The sequence below is a fragment of the Listeria tempestatis genome, from assembly GCF_963575625.1.
Lineage (GTDB): Bacteria > Bacillota > Bacilli > Lactobacillales > Listeriaceae > Listeria > Listeria tempestatis.
In genome coordinates this window covers 114,557-131,055 of record NZ_CAUYTK010000005.1, presented here as the reverse complement: position 1 = coordinate 131,055, position 16,499 = coordinate 114,557, and the positions used below count along the sequence as shown (strand labels likewise).

Here is a 16,499-nt window from a genome sequence, read left to right as displayed (position 1 = left end):
TCAAGTTTAGGGGTAAGAAACATAATTTATATTCAGGAGGAAAAGGTAAACATGACAAAAGGAAGAAAAGCAATCAATGTTCTTGATAAGAAAGCACTTAAAAAAGGCTTAATTATCGGGATTAGTGCTCTTACAATTGGGAGCCAAGTAGTAAGCGTTGTTCCAGCAACAGCATCTGCTGCAGATGCGGGGGTATCTATACAAGCTGGAAATGGTATTACTGTAAGTAACTATGCTGATTTTAAAGCAGCAATGGCCAACTCTAGTGTTGACGAAATTAACTTAACAGGCGATATTGATTTTCCGTCTACTACAAACTCAGATTCAGATGTTCGCGTCACTCATAGCGTGACTGTAAATGGTAATGGTCATACAATCAACGTTTACAAGAATACGATGGATGGTATGCACGATGGTGCAAACACAGTTACGTTTAATAATGTCAACTTTGTAGCAAATGAAAATGACGGTTACCATTCTTACTACGGAGTTGTAAAAACAAGTGTAGAAGGCTATACAATCAATTTTAACAACGTGAACTACTACGGTCCACAAGCAGTCTACAATACGAACGGAACATTAAATATCTCTGGGGTAACTAATCTTACATCTACAGAAGGACAAGAAAATATGGAAGTCCGTAATGTGACTTTCAAAGCAGGCTCGAAAGTTGTATTGACGACACCTTCAGCAAACAGTATTACTGCTTACGGACCTTCAAATGTTGTTTTTGAAACGAGTTCAGATGTAACTGTAAATGGTGGGCATAAGTCACTTTATTTAAGTGGTGCGGGCTCAGTAATTATCCAAAATGGTGCCAAAGCACATCTAATTGGAGATTACGGTGTTGAAATGTCTTCTGCTGACTTTATTTTAGAGAGTGGCGGAGAGGCGGTAATAGAACATAGCACTGGTAAAGTGGACTGGAGTCAACTTTACGCTAAAAACATTACCATCTCAAAAGACTCTATTTTCAAAGTAACAAGTTCTCCGGTAAGTTCTAAAGCGATCAAGATTAATGGAGGTACGTTCAATTTAAGCGGCGCGGCATCTTATGATATACGTAATTTAAATCCAAATGGTTATGCACTTTATTCTGATTGGACTTCCACATTAAACTTCACAAATCAAACTGTAGGTGTATGGCTAAAAGCTAACTCAAGTGATGTACCTTCGCTTTCATGGGAAAACTTAACAGCAACAAGTAAACTTTCTGGATATTCATCCAACTCAAATCAATCTACGAATAGTAATTATGTAGCAAACTTTGATGCTTCAAAATATAACCGTATTGCTGGTGAGAATATTAAAGCACCAGATTTAACTGTAAATGTTGTTGGGGATAAAGATACAGTTGTTACTGGGACAACAACACCAGGTGCCTCAGTAAAAGCGGTTGTAAATGGTCAAACAATTACTGGTACTGTGGATGCAAACGGAAACTATACTATTCCAACAGGTAAACAGCCAGCTGGAACATCTATCGTTGTAACAGCGAATATCCAAAATAAAGAAACATCAAAAACAGTGATTGTTAAAGACGTAACAGCTCCAAATGCGCCAGTTGTTAATCCTATTACCGAAGAAGATACTGTTCTTACTGGTACGGGTGAAAAAGGTGCGACCGTGAATGTGAAACTTGCAGACGGTACTGAAAAAACAGGGACTGTAGATGCAAATGGAAACTTTTCCATTACAATTCCTGCGCAACCAGGAGGCTCTAAAATTGAGGTTTCCTTAACGGATGCAGCTGGTAATACAAGTGATAAAACAATTGTAACTGTTGAAGCGATTGCTGTTCCTAATGCGCCACAAGTAAATCAAGTAACTGAGGATGATGTAGTAGTTAGTGGAACTGGAGAAGCAGGCAACACGGTCACAGTTAAACTACCAACAGGTCAAATCAGCACAAATGTTATAAAAGCGGATGGCACTTTTGAAGTGTTTATTCCAAAACAAGCAGCTGGTTCAGTTCTTGAAGTTACACAAACGAATAATAAAAATAAAACATCTAACCCAACTAGTGTAACAGTTAAAGATGTGACCCCACCAGATGCACCGACAGTAAATAAAGTAACGGATCAAGATACACGTGTAACTGGTAAAGGTGAACCAAATGCTATTGTACACGTGAAACTTCCAAATGGTACGGTTGTGGACGGTAAGGTAAATGCTAATGGTTTTTGGGCTGTAACAGTGCCAAAACAAGCGGCTAGCACAACTATCAGCGTTACTTTAGAAGATGCTTCAGGTAATGTAAGTAAAGCAACAACGACTAAAGTTGTTGATGAAACTGCTCCAGATGCACCAAAAGTAAATCCTATCAATGATATTGATACGAGCGTAACTGGAACAGGTGAAGCGGGTGCCAAAGTAACTGTAAAACTTGCAGATGGCACTGAAAAAACGGGTACGGTTGATGCAAAAGGTAATTTCTCTGTAACGATTCCGGCACAAGTTGGCGGAGCTGTCGTTGCGGTGACTTTAACTGATGCTTCAGGTAATGTTAGTGTTCCAACATCGGTAACAGTAACAGGTTTACCGAAACCTGTTATCAATCCAGTTACCATTGCAGATACAACGATTACAGGTAACGTGGATACTTCAAAATATAATGTTTCAAAAGTAAAACTAATTGTAGATGGTGCTGATAAGGCAATTTTACCGTTAGCAGCAGATGGTTCTTTCTCATATTACACTGGGAACTTATCAGTTGGGACAGAACTTGAAGTTCAATATATTGGACCAAATGGTACCTATTTAACAGATGTTGCACATGTAGGTACGGCAACTGTATCTGCTGGTGATATTGTCGACTCTTCCTTAGTATTAAACAAAATGACAATTGCTGATAAATATGTAACAGGCACAACCTTACCAAATCACCGTGTACGTTTAAGCATTAATGGTGTTGCGAAAACTGTTTTAACGGCAGATGCAGCTGGTAATTTTAGCTATTTAAGTAACAATTTAGCTAAAGGTACGGTTGTGAAAGCGGAACTTCTTATTGGTTCAGCAACAGCACTTACAAAAACAATTACTGTAACAGACCAAGATGTTGATCCAAGCAGTTTAGTTGTAAATGGAATGACCATTGCAGACACAATATTGACAGGTAAAGCGACACCGAATGCTCAATTGCGTATTAATATTAACGGAGTAGCTAAAGCAGTTATCAAAGCGGATGCAAATGGTGACTACACTTATACTACAGGTAACCTTGCAGCAGGAACAGAAGTAAAAGTTGAAATGCGTAATGCAGCAACAGGCGTATACGATGTTTCTAAATCTATTATCGTTTCTGGTGAGGCACCAGGACTTAATCTAAGTTTAGATGATATAACTTCAGCTTATACATCTGTAACAGGTTCTGCTCCAAGTGGCTATACCGTTCGTATTAGTGTAAATGGCGTTATCAAAGGAAACGCAGTAGCAAATGCGACGAATCAGTATACTTATAATACAGGTCGTTTAAACGCTGGGGATGTTGTGAAAGCTGAATTACGTGTAGGGAATGTATACGCGCTTTCGGTTGAGAAAACAGTTACACAAGATAGTGCACCAAGTACAGACTTCACGTTAAATCCAGCCGTTGCAACTGACCGTACAATTACAGGTAATGCTCCAGCAAATAGTACTGTTCGTATTAGTGTAAATGGGGTTACTAAAGCACTTACAACGGCTGATGCAAATGGGCAATATAGTTATTTAATTGGGGCCCTTAAAACTGGTGATGTCATTATGGTAGAACTTAAAAACAGTACAACTGGTAAATATGATAGGTCTCTAGAAACAACTGTAGTAGATGAAACTACGACAGGTAAAATTTCTATCAATGCGCTTACTGATAATGACAGAACAGTTTCTGGTAAAACAACACCTTCTTCTAAAGTTAGAATTAGCTTAAATGGTGTTGCTAAAGCAGTAACAACTTCAGATTCAAACGGTAACTATAGCTATCTAGTTGGTGCTTTAAAAGTTGGCGATGTGGTTAAAGCTGAATTGCAAGAAAACGGCGTTTATGGTCCATACCAACAAATCACTGTAACAGCAGGTGATACGGATACTAAAGCGATTACGATTGAACAAATGACTGATTTAGACAAGACGCTTAAAGGGGTTACTGAAACACCTAACAGCCGTGTACGTATTTACATTAACGGAGTAGTTAAAGCTATTACAACTTCGGATGCAACAGGAAACTATAGCTACTTAGTTGGAAAAGTGGCAGTTGGCGATGTTCTTAAAGTAGAACTTCTAAACGGTACAACTGTTGTAGCTACTAAAGAAATGACGGTTCAAGCAAGCGGTGGTAGCGGCGGAACTGGCGGTGGCGGAGGTGAAGTTGGAACGGTTGTATTAAATGCCGCAACTTCAGCTGACAAAACTGTTTCCGGAACAGCTCCAGCGGGCGCGAAAATTCGTCTAAGCTTAAATGGTACTGCAAAAGCAATTACGACAGCTGACGCATCAGGAAACTTCTCTTACCTTATGGGTAAATTAAATGCTGGTGATGTTGTAAAAGCTGAAATTTATGCTGGTTCAAGCTATGTGTTTGGGGCAGAAATTACAATTGGTTAAGAAATAACTTGGATGGGAGAGGCGTCACTAATTGGTGGCACCTCGCCCATTTTAATAAAAGAAGGAGATTTATGCATGAAGAAATTAGTATTAATTGGCGCAGTTATTATGCTTTTTGCGGCGCTTGTGGGCTGTTCAAATACATCTGATACGAAAAAAAGTAGTGAAAAATTGGAGAAAAAATCTGTAACAAAAGCAGATCCAAAGGAAGTATATGGATTAAAAGATATTGTGGATGTAAATGGCTTGCGCATTGAATTTACGAAAGCGCAACTTTTAGAATCAAACGGAAAAGACAACAGTGTTTTAAAGCTAAGTTTTGACTTGTATAATCCGACTGCTGATAAAAAAGGGTTCACAGCAATTAATTTAGAAGTGAAGAATAAAGAAGGTAAACAGTTAGACGTTTATCCGGGCGAAAACTACGGTAAGGAAATCGAGCCAGGAAATAGCGATAAAGGTGCTGGGTACTTCAAGGTCAAAGGAAATGGGCCTTTCACAGTGAAATACACGGATCCAGACAACGAAAAACTTGTTGCAAATTGGAAACTTGAGGTTGAAAAATAAAAGGAGATTAGGTACAGTGGAAAATTTTCTTGCAAAAAATAAACGAATTCTTATTGTGGGTGCGGGGGAACTTGGTATGAATGTCCTTTCATCATGTTTAAGGGATTCTAGGGGACAGGATGCAATTATTGGGTTCTTGGATGATGATAAGGCGAAACAACATTCTGTTTATAAAGGCTGTCCAGTTTTGGGTGGGCTAAATCAACTGAATGAGGTTATTCAGCGCTTTGATATTCAAACGATACTCATCGCAATTTCAAATCTTGGAGCCAATGAACATGATGCGATTGTTCTTAGCGGTGCCCGTTTTGGCGTTTCTGTGAAGACTATTCCAGGCGTTAGGGAACTTATCACACAAAGTCATTCGATTCACGAGCTGGAAGATATTACGATGCAAGAGTTGCTTGGCCGTTCGCAAGTCAAGCTAGACCAACTGCCACTCTTTTCTCAAATAAAAGGAAAAAAAGTTTTAGTTACTGGTGCAGGCGGCTCAATTGGCTCAGAACTTTGCAAACAATTGCTTGCGTTTGCGCCAGAAAGGCTGATTTTGCTTGGGCATGGTGAAAACAGTATTTATACGCTTATGATGGAGCTAAATAATCCGATTTTGGTGCCTATTATTGCAGATATTCAAGACATAGATGAACTAAACGATGTTTTCGCAGTACACCAGCCTGATATTGTTTACCACGCTGCTGCACATAAACATGTTCCATTAATGGAGCGTTCGTTAAAAAGTGCTTTTAAAAACAACTTTTTAGGGACAAAAAATGTGGTAGATATGTGTGAGGCTTACGGTGTAGAAACTTGCGTTATGATATCAACTGATAAGGCGGTTAATCCGGTCAATAATATGGGGAAAACAAAACGTCTTGCCGAAATGTATGTGCAATTAAAAGCAAAGCAATCAAATTGTAATTTTTCAGTTGTGCGTTTTGGAAATGTTCTTGGAAGTCGTGGGAGTGTCATCCCGCTTTTTAAGAAGCAAATTAAAGCTGGTGGTCCTGTGACGGTGACTCATCGTGAAATGACACGTTATTTTATGACAATCCCAGAAGCCTCATCGCTTGTTTTGCAGGCTGGCTCGCTTGCGAAGAGTGGCGAAATATATGTTTTAGATATGGGCGAATCAGTTAAAATTATGGATTTAGCGCAAAATGTTATTCGACTTTCAGGTTATACAGTACAGGAAATTGAAATCGTTGAATCGGGAATCAGGCCAGGGGAGAAATTACACGAAGAGCTTTTAGGTGAAGATGAGATTTATCCAGAGCAAGTTTCGGAAAAAATTCATGTTGGGAAGACGGTTCCGTTTGATGCGGAGGAGCTTTCAAACCTTGCTAAGTATTATCGCGATTTATCAACAAATGAACTGCTTCAAGCGGTAAATAGGCTAACTACGAAAGTGCCAGAGCGGATATGAGGAGCGAGGAAACAAATGAAGTTTTTATTTGCATATGATCATAAATTTTTCTTAGATAAAACGGACGTCTTATCTAAAACGGCATTTCCATATACAACCTGGGATAGATATTTGGAACATGCAGACGAGTTATTGGTTGCTTGTCGTTTGTTTCCTTTAACAGAATCACGAAATCATTATAGTGTTTCAAGTGGCAGGAATGTGTCGTTTACAAATATTCCAAATCCGAGTAGTCTCGCTTACTTTTTACCAAATAATTCTGCTGAAAAAGCGATGCGAGAAGCGATTCAATCAGTGGATGCGGTTATTGCGCGGGTTCCGTCACAAATTGGTTTTTTGGCGGTGCGAGTAGCGAGGGCACTCAATAAACCGTATGCGGTGGAAGTTGTTGGTGATCCAAAAGAAAGTTATCGTTTGCACGGTAGTTTAAAAGCGAAATGTTATGCGCCATTCGCGACTAAAACAATGCAAAAAACAGTTTGGAATGCGCCATTTGCACTTTATATTACGGAAAATGAATTACAGAAACTTTATCCATCAAAGGGAATTCAAGTAGCTTGTTCTAATACTGAACTGCCTGATTTTTCAGATGAGCTGATTATTGAAGAAAGAAAGTCTCGAGATTTAACTAAAAAAGTGGTTTTTGGGATGATTGGTTCGCTTGACTCTCATTATAAAGGGCTAGATGTGGCGATTCGTGCGCTTAGAAGAAGTAAGGAACATCTACCCCCGTTTGAATTTCGCGTGTTAGGTAGTGGTGTGAGTTCAAAATGGATGGCTATCGCGGAGGAAAACGGTCTGAAAAATGAGGTTGTTTTTTGTGGGACAAAGCCGGCAAATGAAGTGTTTGACTGGCTAGCTGAAATTGATATTTATCTTCAACCTAGTCGAACGGAAGGGCAAGGGCGTTCAGTCATTGAAGCGATGGCGATGGGGTGTCCGGTCATTACGTCTGATGTTGGAGGAATGAAAGAATTAACGGATTCTTCGATGCGCTTTCAAAGCGAAGACGATGCAAGGTTTTCTGAAATCATTCAGCTTGTTGTGCAAAACAAAGTCGCATATAAAACGCAAATCGACCGTAACTATGCGGAAGCAAAGCGGTTTTCAAAAAGTATTTTAATGCAAAAAAGAAATGAACATTATCAAAAATTTATCAACTGGATCGAGGGATACAAAAAATGAATGAATTAAAACTTGGAGTTTTAGGGCTTGGTTATGTAGGTTTACCAGTTGCGATAGCTTTTGGGAAGGAAATGCCTGTTATCGGTGTAGATGTTAATAAAAAACGAATCGAAGCACTTAAGGAAAAACATGATGAAACTGGCGAAGTAACAGCGGAAGATTTATTTTTAGCAAATATTGATTTCACAAGTGAGCCAGAACGTCTTAGTGAGTGTAACTTTATTATTGTGGCGGTGCCAACACCGATTAACGAAAGTAATCAACCAGATATGACGATTTTGCATAGAGCATCCGAATCAATTGGTAAGCACATTCAAAAAGGGACGATTGTTGTATTCGAATCGACCGTTTACCCAGGAGCAACCGAGGATGAGTGCGCGCCAATTATTGAAGCACATTCAGGCTTAGTGTCGGGCAAAGATTTTTTCATCGGTTACTCGCCAGAGCGAATTAATCCAGGTGATAAAATTCACACCTTTACTACGGTGAAAAAAGTCGTGTCTGGTCAAAATGAAGAGATTACACAAATTGTGGCGGACGTCTACGCTTCTGTTGTGAAAGCGGGTGTTTACAAAGCATCTTCGATTAGAGTTGCTGAGGCTGCTAAAGTTATTGAAAATACGCAACGCGATTTAAATATCGCTTTAATGAATGAATTGTCGCGCATCTTTCATGCGCTTGAAATTGATACGCAAGAAGTGTTAGAAGCAGCTGGAACAAAATGGAACTTCTTAAAATTTGAGCCAGGTCTTGTTGGCGGGCATTGTATTGGTGTTGATCCGTATTATTTAGCGCATAAAGCTGAATCAGTTGGCTACCACCCGGAAGTGATTCTTGCTGGAAGAAGAGTTAACGATAGTATGGCACAATTTGTCGGGCAGTCAATTATTAAAGATTTACTCAAACAAAATAGGCATTTAGGTAGTTTGAAAGTGGCAATTTTAGGTGTGACATTTAAGGAAAATGTTCCAGATATTCGAAATTCGAAAGTCATTGATTTAATTCGTGAATTGAAAGAATATGGTTTGGATGTACTCGCATTTGATCCGCTTGCCGATGCAGATGAAGTTTACAAGGAATATGCGCTTGAAATGGCACGTTATGACCAATTGAAAAATTCTGATGTGGTTATTTTGGCCGTTCCACACGAAGAATTCTTAGTTGATCACGGTTCGCTAGTTTCTGGTTTTCTAAAAACAGATGGTATCCTTGTCGATTTGAAAAAAGCGCTTAGAAAAGATGCGCAGTATAGCTGGAGCCTGTAATGACGAAGCTACTCATTGCAGTGACGGCAGACATCAGTGTGCGCCTTTTAACTGGCCAGCTTGATTATTTGGTGCAACGAGGTTATGACGTTCACCTTGTCGTTTCAAAAGGGGAAAATTCTGAAGTGCTTAAACAAAGCGGGGGCATTACGGTGCATTATATCAATATGGCGCGCGAAATTTCATTAAAGCAAGATATTTTGGCGCTTTTCCAAATGATACGTGTTTTTCGGAAGGTTCGTCCTGATATTTCCAATGTGGGGACACCAAAAGCGGGCTTACTCGGAAGTATTGCCGCTTTCTTGATGAGAACAAAGCGGCGAATATACACGCTCCGTGGTTTGCGAATTGAAACGGAAACGGGCTTTAAACGCACCATCTTGAAATGGATGGAACAGCTTACTATTAACCTTTCAACAGATATTATTGCAATCAGTCCAAGTCTCATCACAGCCTGTAAGAAGCTTGGTCTGAAAGGTACAAACAAAATGACTGTTTTAGGCAAAGGAAGCAGTAATGGTCTTGATATTGCTCTTTTTGAGGAAAAAAGACAAGAAATTGTGCCTGCACCGTTTCCAAATGATGATTTCGTCATTGGCTTTACTGGGCGAATCACGAAAGACAAGGGAGTGGAAGAGCTGGTTGAAGCTTTCTGCACGTTTAGCGAGGCGAATCTATTATTAGTTGGTGGACTTGATTTGTTCCACGGATTAAAGCCTGAAACCGTCGATTTAATTCAGCGTCATCCGCGGATTCACATGACTGGTTTTATTGCAAATCCGGCGCCGTTTTATAATTTTATGGATGTTTTTGTGATTCCGTCATACCGCGAAGGCTTTTCCAATGTTTGCTTGGAGGCGGCTGCTGCCGAATTGGCGGTCATTGGGACGGATGTGACGGGTATTCAAGACGCGGTGTTGGATGGTCAGACAGGCTTTTTAGTTGAGGCACGTTCTAGTGCGGCGATTCAGTCGGCGATTTCAACTTTTTGGCAGGAAGAAGGCTTACGTAAGGCTTACGCTTTAAATGGAAAAAAAAGAGTACTACAGCATTTCCAGTCTGAACAAATTTGGGCGGAGATGGTGGCGTTTTATGAGAAAGGGGAGGGGGATTATGTACGGTTACGTGAAGCGCGGAATTGATATTATTGGTGCAGTTTGTCTACTTACCGTGTTTTTAATACCGTTTCTAGTAATCGGATGTGTGTTGTTTATTACTCAAAAACACATTTTGTTTCGCCAACAACGCGCTGGGAAAGGAGAACGTGTTTTTTGGATTTACAAATTTCAAACGATGACAGATGCTAGAAATCGAAATGGCGACTTGCTGCCCGATGAAGAACGTTTGACGCGTTTTGGACAATTTTTAAGACAAACAAGTTTGGATGAGTTGCCGCAGTTTTTCAATATTTTAAAAGGCGATATGAGTTTCATTGGACCGCGGCCACTTCTTGTTTCCTATTTGCCACTTTACTCTGAGGTGGAAAAAAAACGACACCTTGTATTGCCTGGTTTGACGGGGCTTGCGCAAGTGAATGGACGCAATGCAATTAGTTGGCAAGAAAAATTTCAGTTAGACGTGTTATACGTCGAGCGCTTTTCATTTCGCCAAGATATCTCCCTTTTTTTCAAAACGTTTAAAAAGGTTTTAGGCAATAAAGATATAAGTCACGCGGGATATGCGACGACGCCACCATTTGAAGGTCATAAAAAGTAAGTGAAGGAGAAGGTAACATGAAGAAAATTCCACTTTCAATTCCCCATATGAGCGGACATGAGATGGCATATTTAAAGAAGGCGTTTGATACAAATTGGATTGCTCCGGTTGGGCCTAATGTGGATTTATTTGAGCAAAAAGTACGAGATTTTACGAATGCGCGTTTTAGTACGGCGACTAATTCAGGGACAGCTGCGATTCATTTAGCCCTTATTTTGTTAGGCGTTCGCGCGGGGGATACGGTGTTTTGTCAAAGTTTCACATTTTCGGCTTCGGCAAATCCAATTTGTTATCAAGGCGCCACACCTGTTTTCATTGATTCGGAACTTGAGACGTGGAATATGTCTCCTGCCGCACTTGAACGGGCTTTAAGGGCGGCTGAAAAGCAAAATAAATTGCCAAAAGCAATTATTGTGGTTCATCTTTACGGTCAACCAGCTAAGATGGGAAAAATTTTAGCGTTAGCGAATCAATTTGGCATTCCGGTTATCGAAGATGCTGCTGAATCGCTTGGTGCAACATACCGCGGTGAGCATACGGGGACGATGGGGGACATTGGTATTTATTCGTTTAACGGAAATAAAATCATCACGACATCAGGCGGCGGAATGCTCGTCTCGCAAAATGAAGCGCACACCACCAAAGCAAAGTTTTTATCCGAACAAGCAAAAGAAGAAGCGCCTTATTATCAGCATGAAAAAATTGGCTATAACTACCGCCTAAGCAACGTCTCTGCTGGAATTGGCTGTGGACAAATGGAAGTTTTACAAGAGCGCGTGGAACAAAAACGTGCGATTTATGAGCGCTACAAGAAAGCCTTTATCAACTACCCGCAGATTTCATTTCAAACGGAAATTCCGTTTACTCGGACAAATCGCTGGCTTACTGCTATTCAAATAGACGATTTAAATCCGCTCGAATTGAAAAAACAGCTAGATGCAGTGGGAATTGAAGGTCGCCTGCTTTGGAAGCCACTACACCTACAGCCGGTATTCCAAACTGCGCAATTCTACAAAGAAGATGGCCAAATAAGCAACGCAGAATACCTATTCCAGACTGGATTTTGTTTGCCATCAGCCACACAAATGACAATAGAAGAACAAACACATGTCATTGAATCTGTCTTGGCATATGTGAAGGAACACCATCATGCCATTATCTAAAAAACAACTTATAGAATTCTTTTGCATGTTTGCTGTTATAGGGGCAACACTAGTTAGCTCCATTTATATAAGTTTAAACCCACGCGAGCCGGGCTACGAATTGTTGCCGCTACTTCCGCTTTTTTATACGGTGACCGGTTGCGTTCTCGTTCGCTCACTGCTCTATGATTTTAAAATGTTCAATTTTGTTTTCATGGGCCTAAGTTTTTTGCGCTATGTTGTATTGCCCTTTTTTATCGTCTACGCAAATTATTACGGCGGACGTTCGCCAGTTCCGCCAACAGCACGTAGTTACGACCTCGGTTTAAAACTCATGTTGTATGAACTTTTCGCCGTGACGCTCGCCATTATCATTTTTGATTATTTGCGGAAGCGCCGAAAAATGAGCAAACCAGTAACAAAACTCGAATTAAAGCGAAGCCCTTCCATTTTCTTTTATGTGCTTTTTTCAATAGGTGCCTTTGCTCTTGTTCTTGTCACGCCTGGCGCACTTTCTGGCGTATCATTCCTCATTCCGACCGACCGTGTTGTTGGCGTTCTAAAGGAAATACCGCTTGCTGCGGCACTGGCGCTTTACATGTTTATTATCGCCAAACAAATTGTAGCGCTCCTTCTTATGTGGCGCTTCTTCAAAAAATACGAAGCTACTGGAAAAAAAAGCTACGTTTATTTTGCGGTCATTGTCATGATTATAAATATCGGCATTTTTGCAGGCACAAACCGAACGGACATCATCGTTTGTACAGTGACATCGCTATTTATCTTTAAGAAGTTCTTTCCGAAGTACTTCAAGAAAATTGCCATTCTCGTGGTCGCGGGCATGACGTTTGTCGTTGTCCTCCTAGCCTCCATTCGCCAAATTGTTTCCGTTTCAGGAAATGCGAGTGAGCTCATTGATTTCACAGATACTATGCAAGTTTATCTTGGAGGTCCTTACAACGTTGCGATGGCCATCGAAATGAAATACATGTTTCCAGAAGCGAGTCATCTCTCCGTCTTGTTTTATGATATGTTCCGCCCGATGATTGGCATTAATGTATTCATCAAAAACTTGCCGATTGATTTTTCCGTACTCTATTACAATGAACGGTACTTTTTTAAAGATAACATTTCGCAAATTTTACCCATGATTGGACAAGGGAACTTATACTTTGGCTATATATTTGCACCAGTTATCACCGTTAGTTTTGTCGCACTCGCCTACTTTTTTCAGGCTAAAATGGAACGATCTGGTAACCTCGAGCTTGTCTATTTTCTAACACTTGCGACCTCTAGGCTGGGGTTTTTGCTCGGACAAAACACAATGAACATGGTCAACGATATGAGCTATAATTTAGTGCTTTTTCTCATCATCTATCTATTAAACAAAAAAATCATCTATAAAAAGCGAAGGATTTCTCTATATGAATAAAAAAACAAAACGTATCGGTTATTTTTTCTTATACGAAATACCGATTCACCTCATCAACTTAATAACGGCTCTTTTGCCAAATGCTACACCCACCGTCGCATTACGCGGATTTTTAATGCGTCCATTCTTCAAAAAGTGCGGCAAAGGATTTCGGATTGCAAGCGGTGTAACGATTAATCGTCCGGATCAAATTGAAATCGGGAACTATGTTTACATCGCCCATCAAACTTGGCTTAATGGGGCCGGGGGGCTGAAAATTGACGACGGCGTTCGAATTGGTCCGATGTGTGTCATTGTCACCTCAAAGCATGAATTTAAAGACGGCAAAATGACGAATGCCTATATCCCAGCGCCCGTTCACATCCATTCAGGGTGTTGGCTCGCGAGCCATGTGGTTGTAACAGATGGCGTTGAAATTGGGAAAGACTCGCTTGTTGCGGCTTCTGCAGTTGTTGCAAAATCTGCAGAAGCAGGAAGTAAACTAGGCGGAGTGCCTGCTAAGCCAATTGGTAGGGCGGAAAAATGATTAGAGCCGTCCGAAATATTGCGGCAAATGCTTACGGCGTTACGATGATAAAAAAGGGTATCGTCATTGTGACTGGACTACTCTCAATGATTTTTCTCACCCGTTTTTTAGGCCCAGAATTAAAAGGAGAATACAGCTACCTATTTAATCTGGTGACCATTGGAACGACCGTTTTAAACTTGGGCATTTCGCTTGTCTACCCAGAATATAAACGGCGCCCACGTGATTATCGTAATGTATTTATTACGCTGTCTCTACTGCAATATTTTATCTACATGACGCTTTCCATGCTCTTCCTTTTTTTATCAGGAAATATAGATTATGGACTGGTCGCGGTGCTCATTTCTGTCAGCATTTTAAATTTGCAACTTTCACAACTCAATTTAGTAGAGGATATACGGTCGCATAGTGTCATTACAATTGTTGGTGCCATTTCAAACCTTGTTTTCACGTTCATCATCTTCTGCTTCTTTAAAAGTAGTGTGAGCTTGGCGCTTATTGTATTCTTGCTTAAAAATACGATTTTGATTGTCTTTACACTCCGAGCACTTGCGAATAAATTTCATTTTGCTGGCTTAGGACAAGATTTCAAAGACATTTTAATTGCGGGCATTTTGCCAATGCTAACGACGTTTTTAACTTCTATCAATTACCGAGCGGACATCGTTTTACTAGGGCTTATGAATGTTTCTTTTTACGACATTGGGCTTTATAGTACTGGTGTTCAACTTGCTGAATATTCGTGGATGATTCCGGATATTTTTAAAGAAGTTATGCTTCATAAAAATGCAAGGCGAGATGATTTAAGGGGTTTGCTATTTTCGCTTCGAATGGCAACTACTTCTGTGTTTGTCTTCATTGTCATTATGGTCGTTTTTGGAAAATGGATTATTTGGCTTCTTTTTGGGTCGAATTTTGTAGATGCATATGGAATCACGGTTTTAATGTTCTTAGCGGTTCCGTTTATTGTCTACACGAAAATTATTAGTACATTGTTTATTGCAAACGGGAAATGGCGATTTTATTTTATAACCTTGCTCATCGCCGTTATTTTAAACATTGGGCTTAATTTTGCCTTTGTGCCATTTCTTGGGACGATTGGTTCTGCGCTAGCTTCTATTGTTTCTTATAGCGTTTCAGGCGGTATTTTCCTTATTTGGTTACTTAAAAACACAGAAGCAAGATGGTATGAAGTCATCATGATTAATAAAACAGATATCGTGCAAATCATGCATTTGATAAAAGGAGAAAAGAGATAGTGGATTCTATAGACGTAAAAGGTGTTCTACAGATTATAAAACGAAATTTTTGGTTAATTATTGGTCTGACAGCTTTATCGGTTCTTATTGCAAGTATTATTACGTTTTTTGTTATTCCAAAAGGATATAGTGCGACAACCCAAATTCTGGTCACACAAGCTGGCGAAAGTGATATTGCGCAAAGCTCTGAAGTCCAAGCAAATATTCAAATGGTGAATACGTATGCGGTTATTTTGAAAAATACAGACTTATTAAAAGAAGTGGCCAAGGACTTTCCAGTGTATTCTGCTAAAGATATTGCTTCTCGCATGACGGTTTCAAGTGATTCCAATTCGCAAGTTTTAAATTTGACGATTAAAGGTGAAAATCCTTACGTTGCGGTTAGTTTGGCTAACAATTTGGCAGAAGAGTTTCAAATGCGAGCGCAAAAATTAATTAAGACAAATGAAGTCTCGATTTTATCTAAAGCAGATATTGAGGAAAGTAAAAGTCCGACAAGCCCAAATCACATGATTCATCTTGCAATTGGATTCGTTATGGGGTTATTTTTAGCTTTCTTGATTATTGCTTTAAAGGAAATTTTGGATAGCTCGATTAAAACGGAGGAAGACATTGAGAAGCTTCTAGAGTTGCCGATTTTAGGTGTTGTGAATCATGTGGAAAGAGGAGGAATACAACGATGAAATTTAAACAAAAGTCATTTTTGGGTAGAGGGATTACGTTGAATGCCGAAAATGCTCATTCAGTTTTTGCAGAACAAATTCGCGCTATCCGGACGAATACACTATTTTCGTCTGCTGAAGCGCTCAAAACATTAGTAGTCACATCGCCTGAACCTGGCACGGGGAAGTCTTTTATTTCTGCTAATTTGGCGATTTCATTTGCCGATCAGGGTTACCGGGTCCTACTAGTTGACACGGATTTAAGAAGACCTGCTGTACACCGTTATTTGCATTTAATTAATACAGTTGGTGTTAGTAATTTCTTAACAGGACAGGAGCTTTTAGAGGACTGTATACAAGAAACAAAGCATGACAATTTATACGCGATAACAAGTGGAGTAATTCCGCCTAATCCTGCTGAATTGTTGTCTTCATCAAGAATGAAACAATTTGTACAGACAGTTTCAGGCATGTTTGACATGGTTATTTTTGATGCTCCTCCTATTTTACCAGTTGTCGACCCAATTTTAATTGCGAATTTAGTTGATGGTGTGGTTTTCAATTTGCGGAGTGGTTTTTCGGAAGGACAGGCAGCAATTAAATCGCTTGAAAAAATTCGTCAAGCAGGCGGACGAGTAATCGGTGCTGTTTTAAATGATAAAAAAGCAACTGGAACAAAATACGAAGAAACCTATTATGGTTTAGCTGAAACAAACTAAGAGGAAGTGAAACCCGCTTTGA

At 39.9% G+C, this 16,499-nt stretch carries 13 protein-coding genes; all 13 read left to right on the top strand.

Annotation, left to right across the window (positions count from 1 at the left end; genetic code table 11):
- Window positions 1-51 precede the first annotated feature (51 nt).
- The 13 genes from R8923_RS08820 (at window position 52) to R8923_RS08760 (ending at window position 16,477) form a co-directional block, all read left to right on the top strand.
- Window positions 52-4,581, top strand: coding sequence for an Ig-like domain-containing protein (locus tag R8923_RS08820; RefSeq protein ID WP_485872412.1), 4,530 nt, complete (start codon window positions 52-54; stop codon window positions 4,579-4,581).
- 75 nt (window positions 4,582-4,656) lie between these two features.
- A complete protein-coding gene (locus R8923_RS08815) occupies window positions 4,657-5,148 on the top strand; it encodes a hypothetical protein (protein ID WP_485872411.1) in 492 nt (163 codons plus the stop codon).
- Window positions 5,149-5,164: 16 nt separating this feature from the next.
- Complete coding sequence (locus R8923_RS08810) at window positions 5,165-6,571, top strand: polysaccharide biosynthesis protein (protein WP_485872410.1); 1,407 nt, start codon at window positions 5,165-5,167, stop codon at window positions 6,569-6,571.
- Window positions 6,572-6,586: 15 nt separating this feature from the next.
- A complete protein-coding gene (locus R8923_RS08805) occupies window positions 6,587-7,756 on the top strand; it encodes a glycosyltransferase (RefSeq protein WP_485872409.1) in 1,170 nt (389 codons plus the stop codon).
- Window positions 7,753-9,021: a nucleotide sugar dehydrogenase gene (locus R8923_RS08800; protein ID WP_485872408.1), complete on the top strand. Its 1,269-nt coding sequence runs from the start codon at window positions 7,753-7,755 to the stop codon at window positions 9,019-9,021. Before R8923_RS08805 ends, R8923_RS08800 begins: the two co-directional genes overlap by 4 nt.
- Window positions 9,021-10,163, top strand: coding sequence for a glycosyltransferase family 4 protein (locus R8923_RS08795; protein ID WP_485872407.1), 1,143 nt, complete (start codon window positions 9,021-9,023; stop codon window positions 10,161-10,163). The genes R8923_RS08800 and R8923_RS08795 overlap by 1 nt, the downstream gene beginning before the upstream one ends.
- Window positions 10,135-10,737 carry a sugar transferase gene (locus tag R8923_RS08790; protein WP_485872406.1) on the top strand — a complete coding sequence of 201 codons (603 nt, stop codon included), beginning with the start codon at window positions 10,135-10,137 and terminating at the stop codon, window positions 10,735-10,737. The genes R8923_RS08795 and R8923_RS08790 overlap by 29 nt, the downstream gene beginning before the upstream one ends.
- Window positions 10,738-10,754: 17 nt before the next feature.
- Window positions 10,755-11,900: an aminotransferase class I/II-fold pyridoxal phosphate-dependent enzyme gene (locus R8923_RS08785; RefSeq protein WP_485872405.1), complete on the top strand. Its 1,146-nt coding sequence runs from the start codon at window positions 10,755-10,757 to the stop codon at window positions 11,898-11,900.
- Complete coding sequence (locus R8923_RS08780; protein WP_485872404.1) at window positions 11,887-13,311, top strand: hypothetical protein; 1,425 nt, start codon at window positions 11,887-11,889, stop codon at window positions 13,309-13,311. The genes R8923_RS08785 and R8923_RS08780 overlap by 14 nt, the downstream gene beginning before the upstream one ends.
- Window positions 13,304-13,837, top strand: coding sequence for an acyltransferase (locus tag R8923_RS08775; protein WP_485872403.1), 534 nt, complete (start codon window positions 13,304-13,306; stop codon window positions 13,835-13,837). Before R8923_RS08780 ends, R8923_RS08775 begins: the two co-directional genes overlap by 8 nt.
- On the top strand, window positions 13,834-15,096 hold the full coding sequence (locus R8923_RS08770) for an MATE family efflux transporter (RefSeq protein WP_485872402.1): 1,263 nt from the start codon (window positions 13,834-13,836) through the stop codon (window positions 15,094-15,096). The genes R8923_RS08775 and R8923_RS08770 overlap by 4 nt, the downstream gene beginning before the upstream one ends.
- Window positions 15,096-15,779 (top strand): YveK family protein, encoded by a 684-nt coding sequence (locus R8923_RS08765; protein ID WP_485872401.1) that lies wholly within the window; start codon window positions 15,096-15,098, stop codon window positions 15,777-15,779. The genes R8923_RS08770 and R8923_RS08765 overlap by 1 nt, the downstream gene beginning before the upstream one ends.
- The gene (locus tag R8923_RS08760) at window positions 15,776-16,477 is read left to right on the top strand and encodes a CpsD/CapB family tyrosine-protein kinase (protein ID WP_485872400.1); all 702 of its coding nucleotides are present in this window, start codon (window positions 15,776-15,778) and stop codon (window positions 16,475-16,477) included. The genes R8923_RS08765 and R8923_RS08760 overlap by 4 nt, the downstream gene beginning before the upstream one ends.
- Window positions 16,478-16,499 lie beyond the last annotated feature (22 nt).

Excerpts from the sequence above, each read along its gene's own strand:
- R8923_RS08790 (WP_485872406.1), top strand. The coding sequence starts at position 10,135 with ATGTACGGTTACGTGAAGCGCGGAATTGATATTATTGGTGCAGTTTGT.
- R8923_RS08795 (WP_485872407.1), top strand. The coding sequence starts at position 9,021 with ATGACGAAGCTACTCATTGCAGTGACGGCAGACATCAGTGTGCGCCTT.
- R8923_RS08805 (WP_485872409.1), top strand. The coding sequence starts at position 6,587 with ATGAAGTTTTTATTTGCATATGATCATAAATTTTTCTTAGATAAAACG.
- R8923_RS08780 (WP_485872404.1), top strand. The coding sequence starts at position 11,887 with ATGCCATTATCTAAAAAACAACTTATAGAATTCTTTTGCATGTTTGCT.
- R8923_RS08760 (WP_485872400.1), top strand. The coding sequence starts at position 15,776 with ATGAAATTTAAACAAAAGTCATTTTTGGGTAGAGGGATTACGTTGAAT.
- R8923_RS08820 (WP_485872412.1), top strand. The coding sequence starts at position 52 with ATGACAAAAGGAAGAAAAGCAATCAATGTTCTTGATAAGAAAGCACTT.
- R8923_RS08785 (WP_485872405.1), top strand. The coding sequence starts at position 10,755 with ATGAAGAAAATTCCACTTTCAATTCCCCATATGAGCGGACATGAGATG.
- R8923_RS08770 (WP_485872402.1), top strand. The coding sequence starts at position 13,834 with ATGATTAGAGCCGTCCGAAATATTGCGGCAAATGCTTACGGCGTTACG.
- R8923_RS08815 (WP_485872411.1), top strand. The coding sequence starts at position 4,657 with ATGAAGAAATTAGTATTAATTGGCGCAGTTATTATGCTTTTTGCGGCG.
- R8923_RS08800 (WP_485872408.1), top strand. The coding sequence starts at position 7,753 with ATGAATGAATTAAAACTTGGAGTTTTAGGGCTTGGTTATGTAGGTTTA.
- R8923_RS08775 (WP_485872403.1), top strand. The coding sequence starts at position 13,304 with ATGAATAAAAAAACAAAACGTATCGGTTATTTTTTCTTATACGAAATA.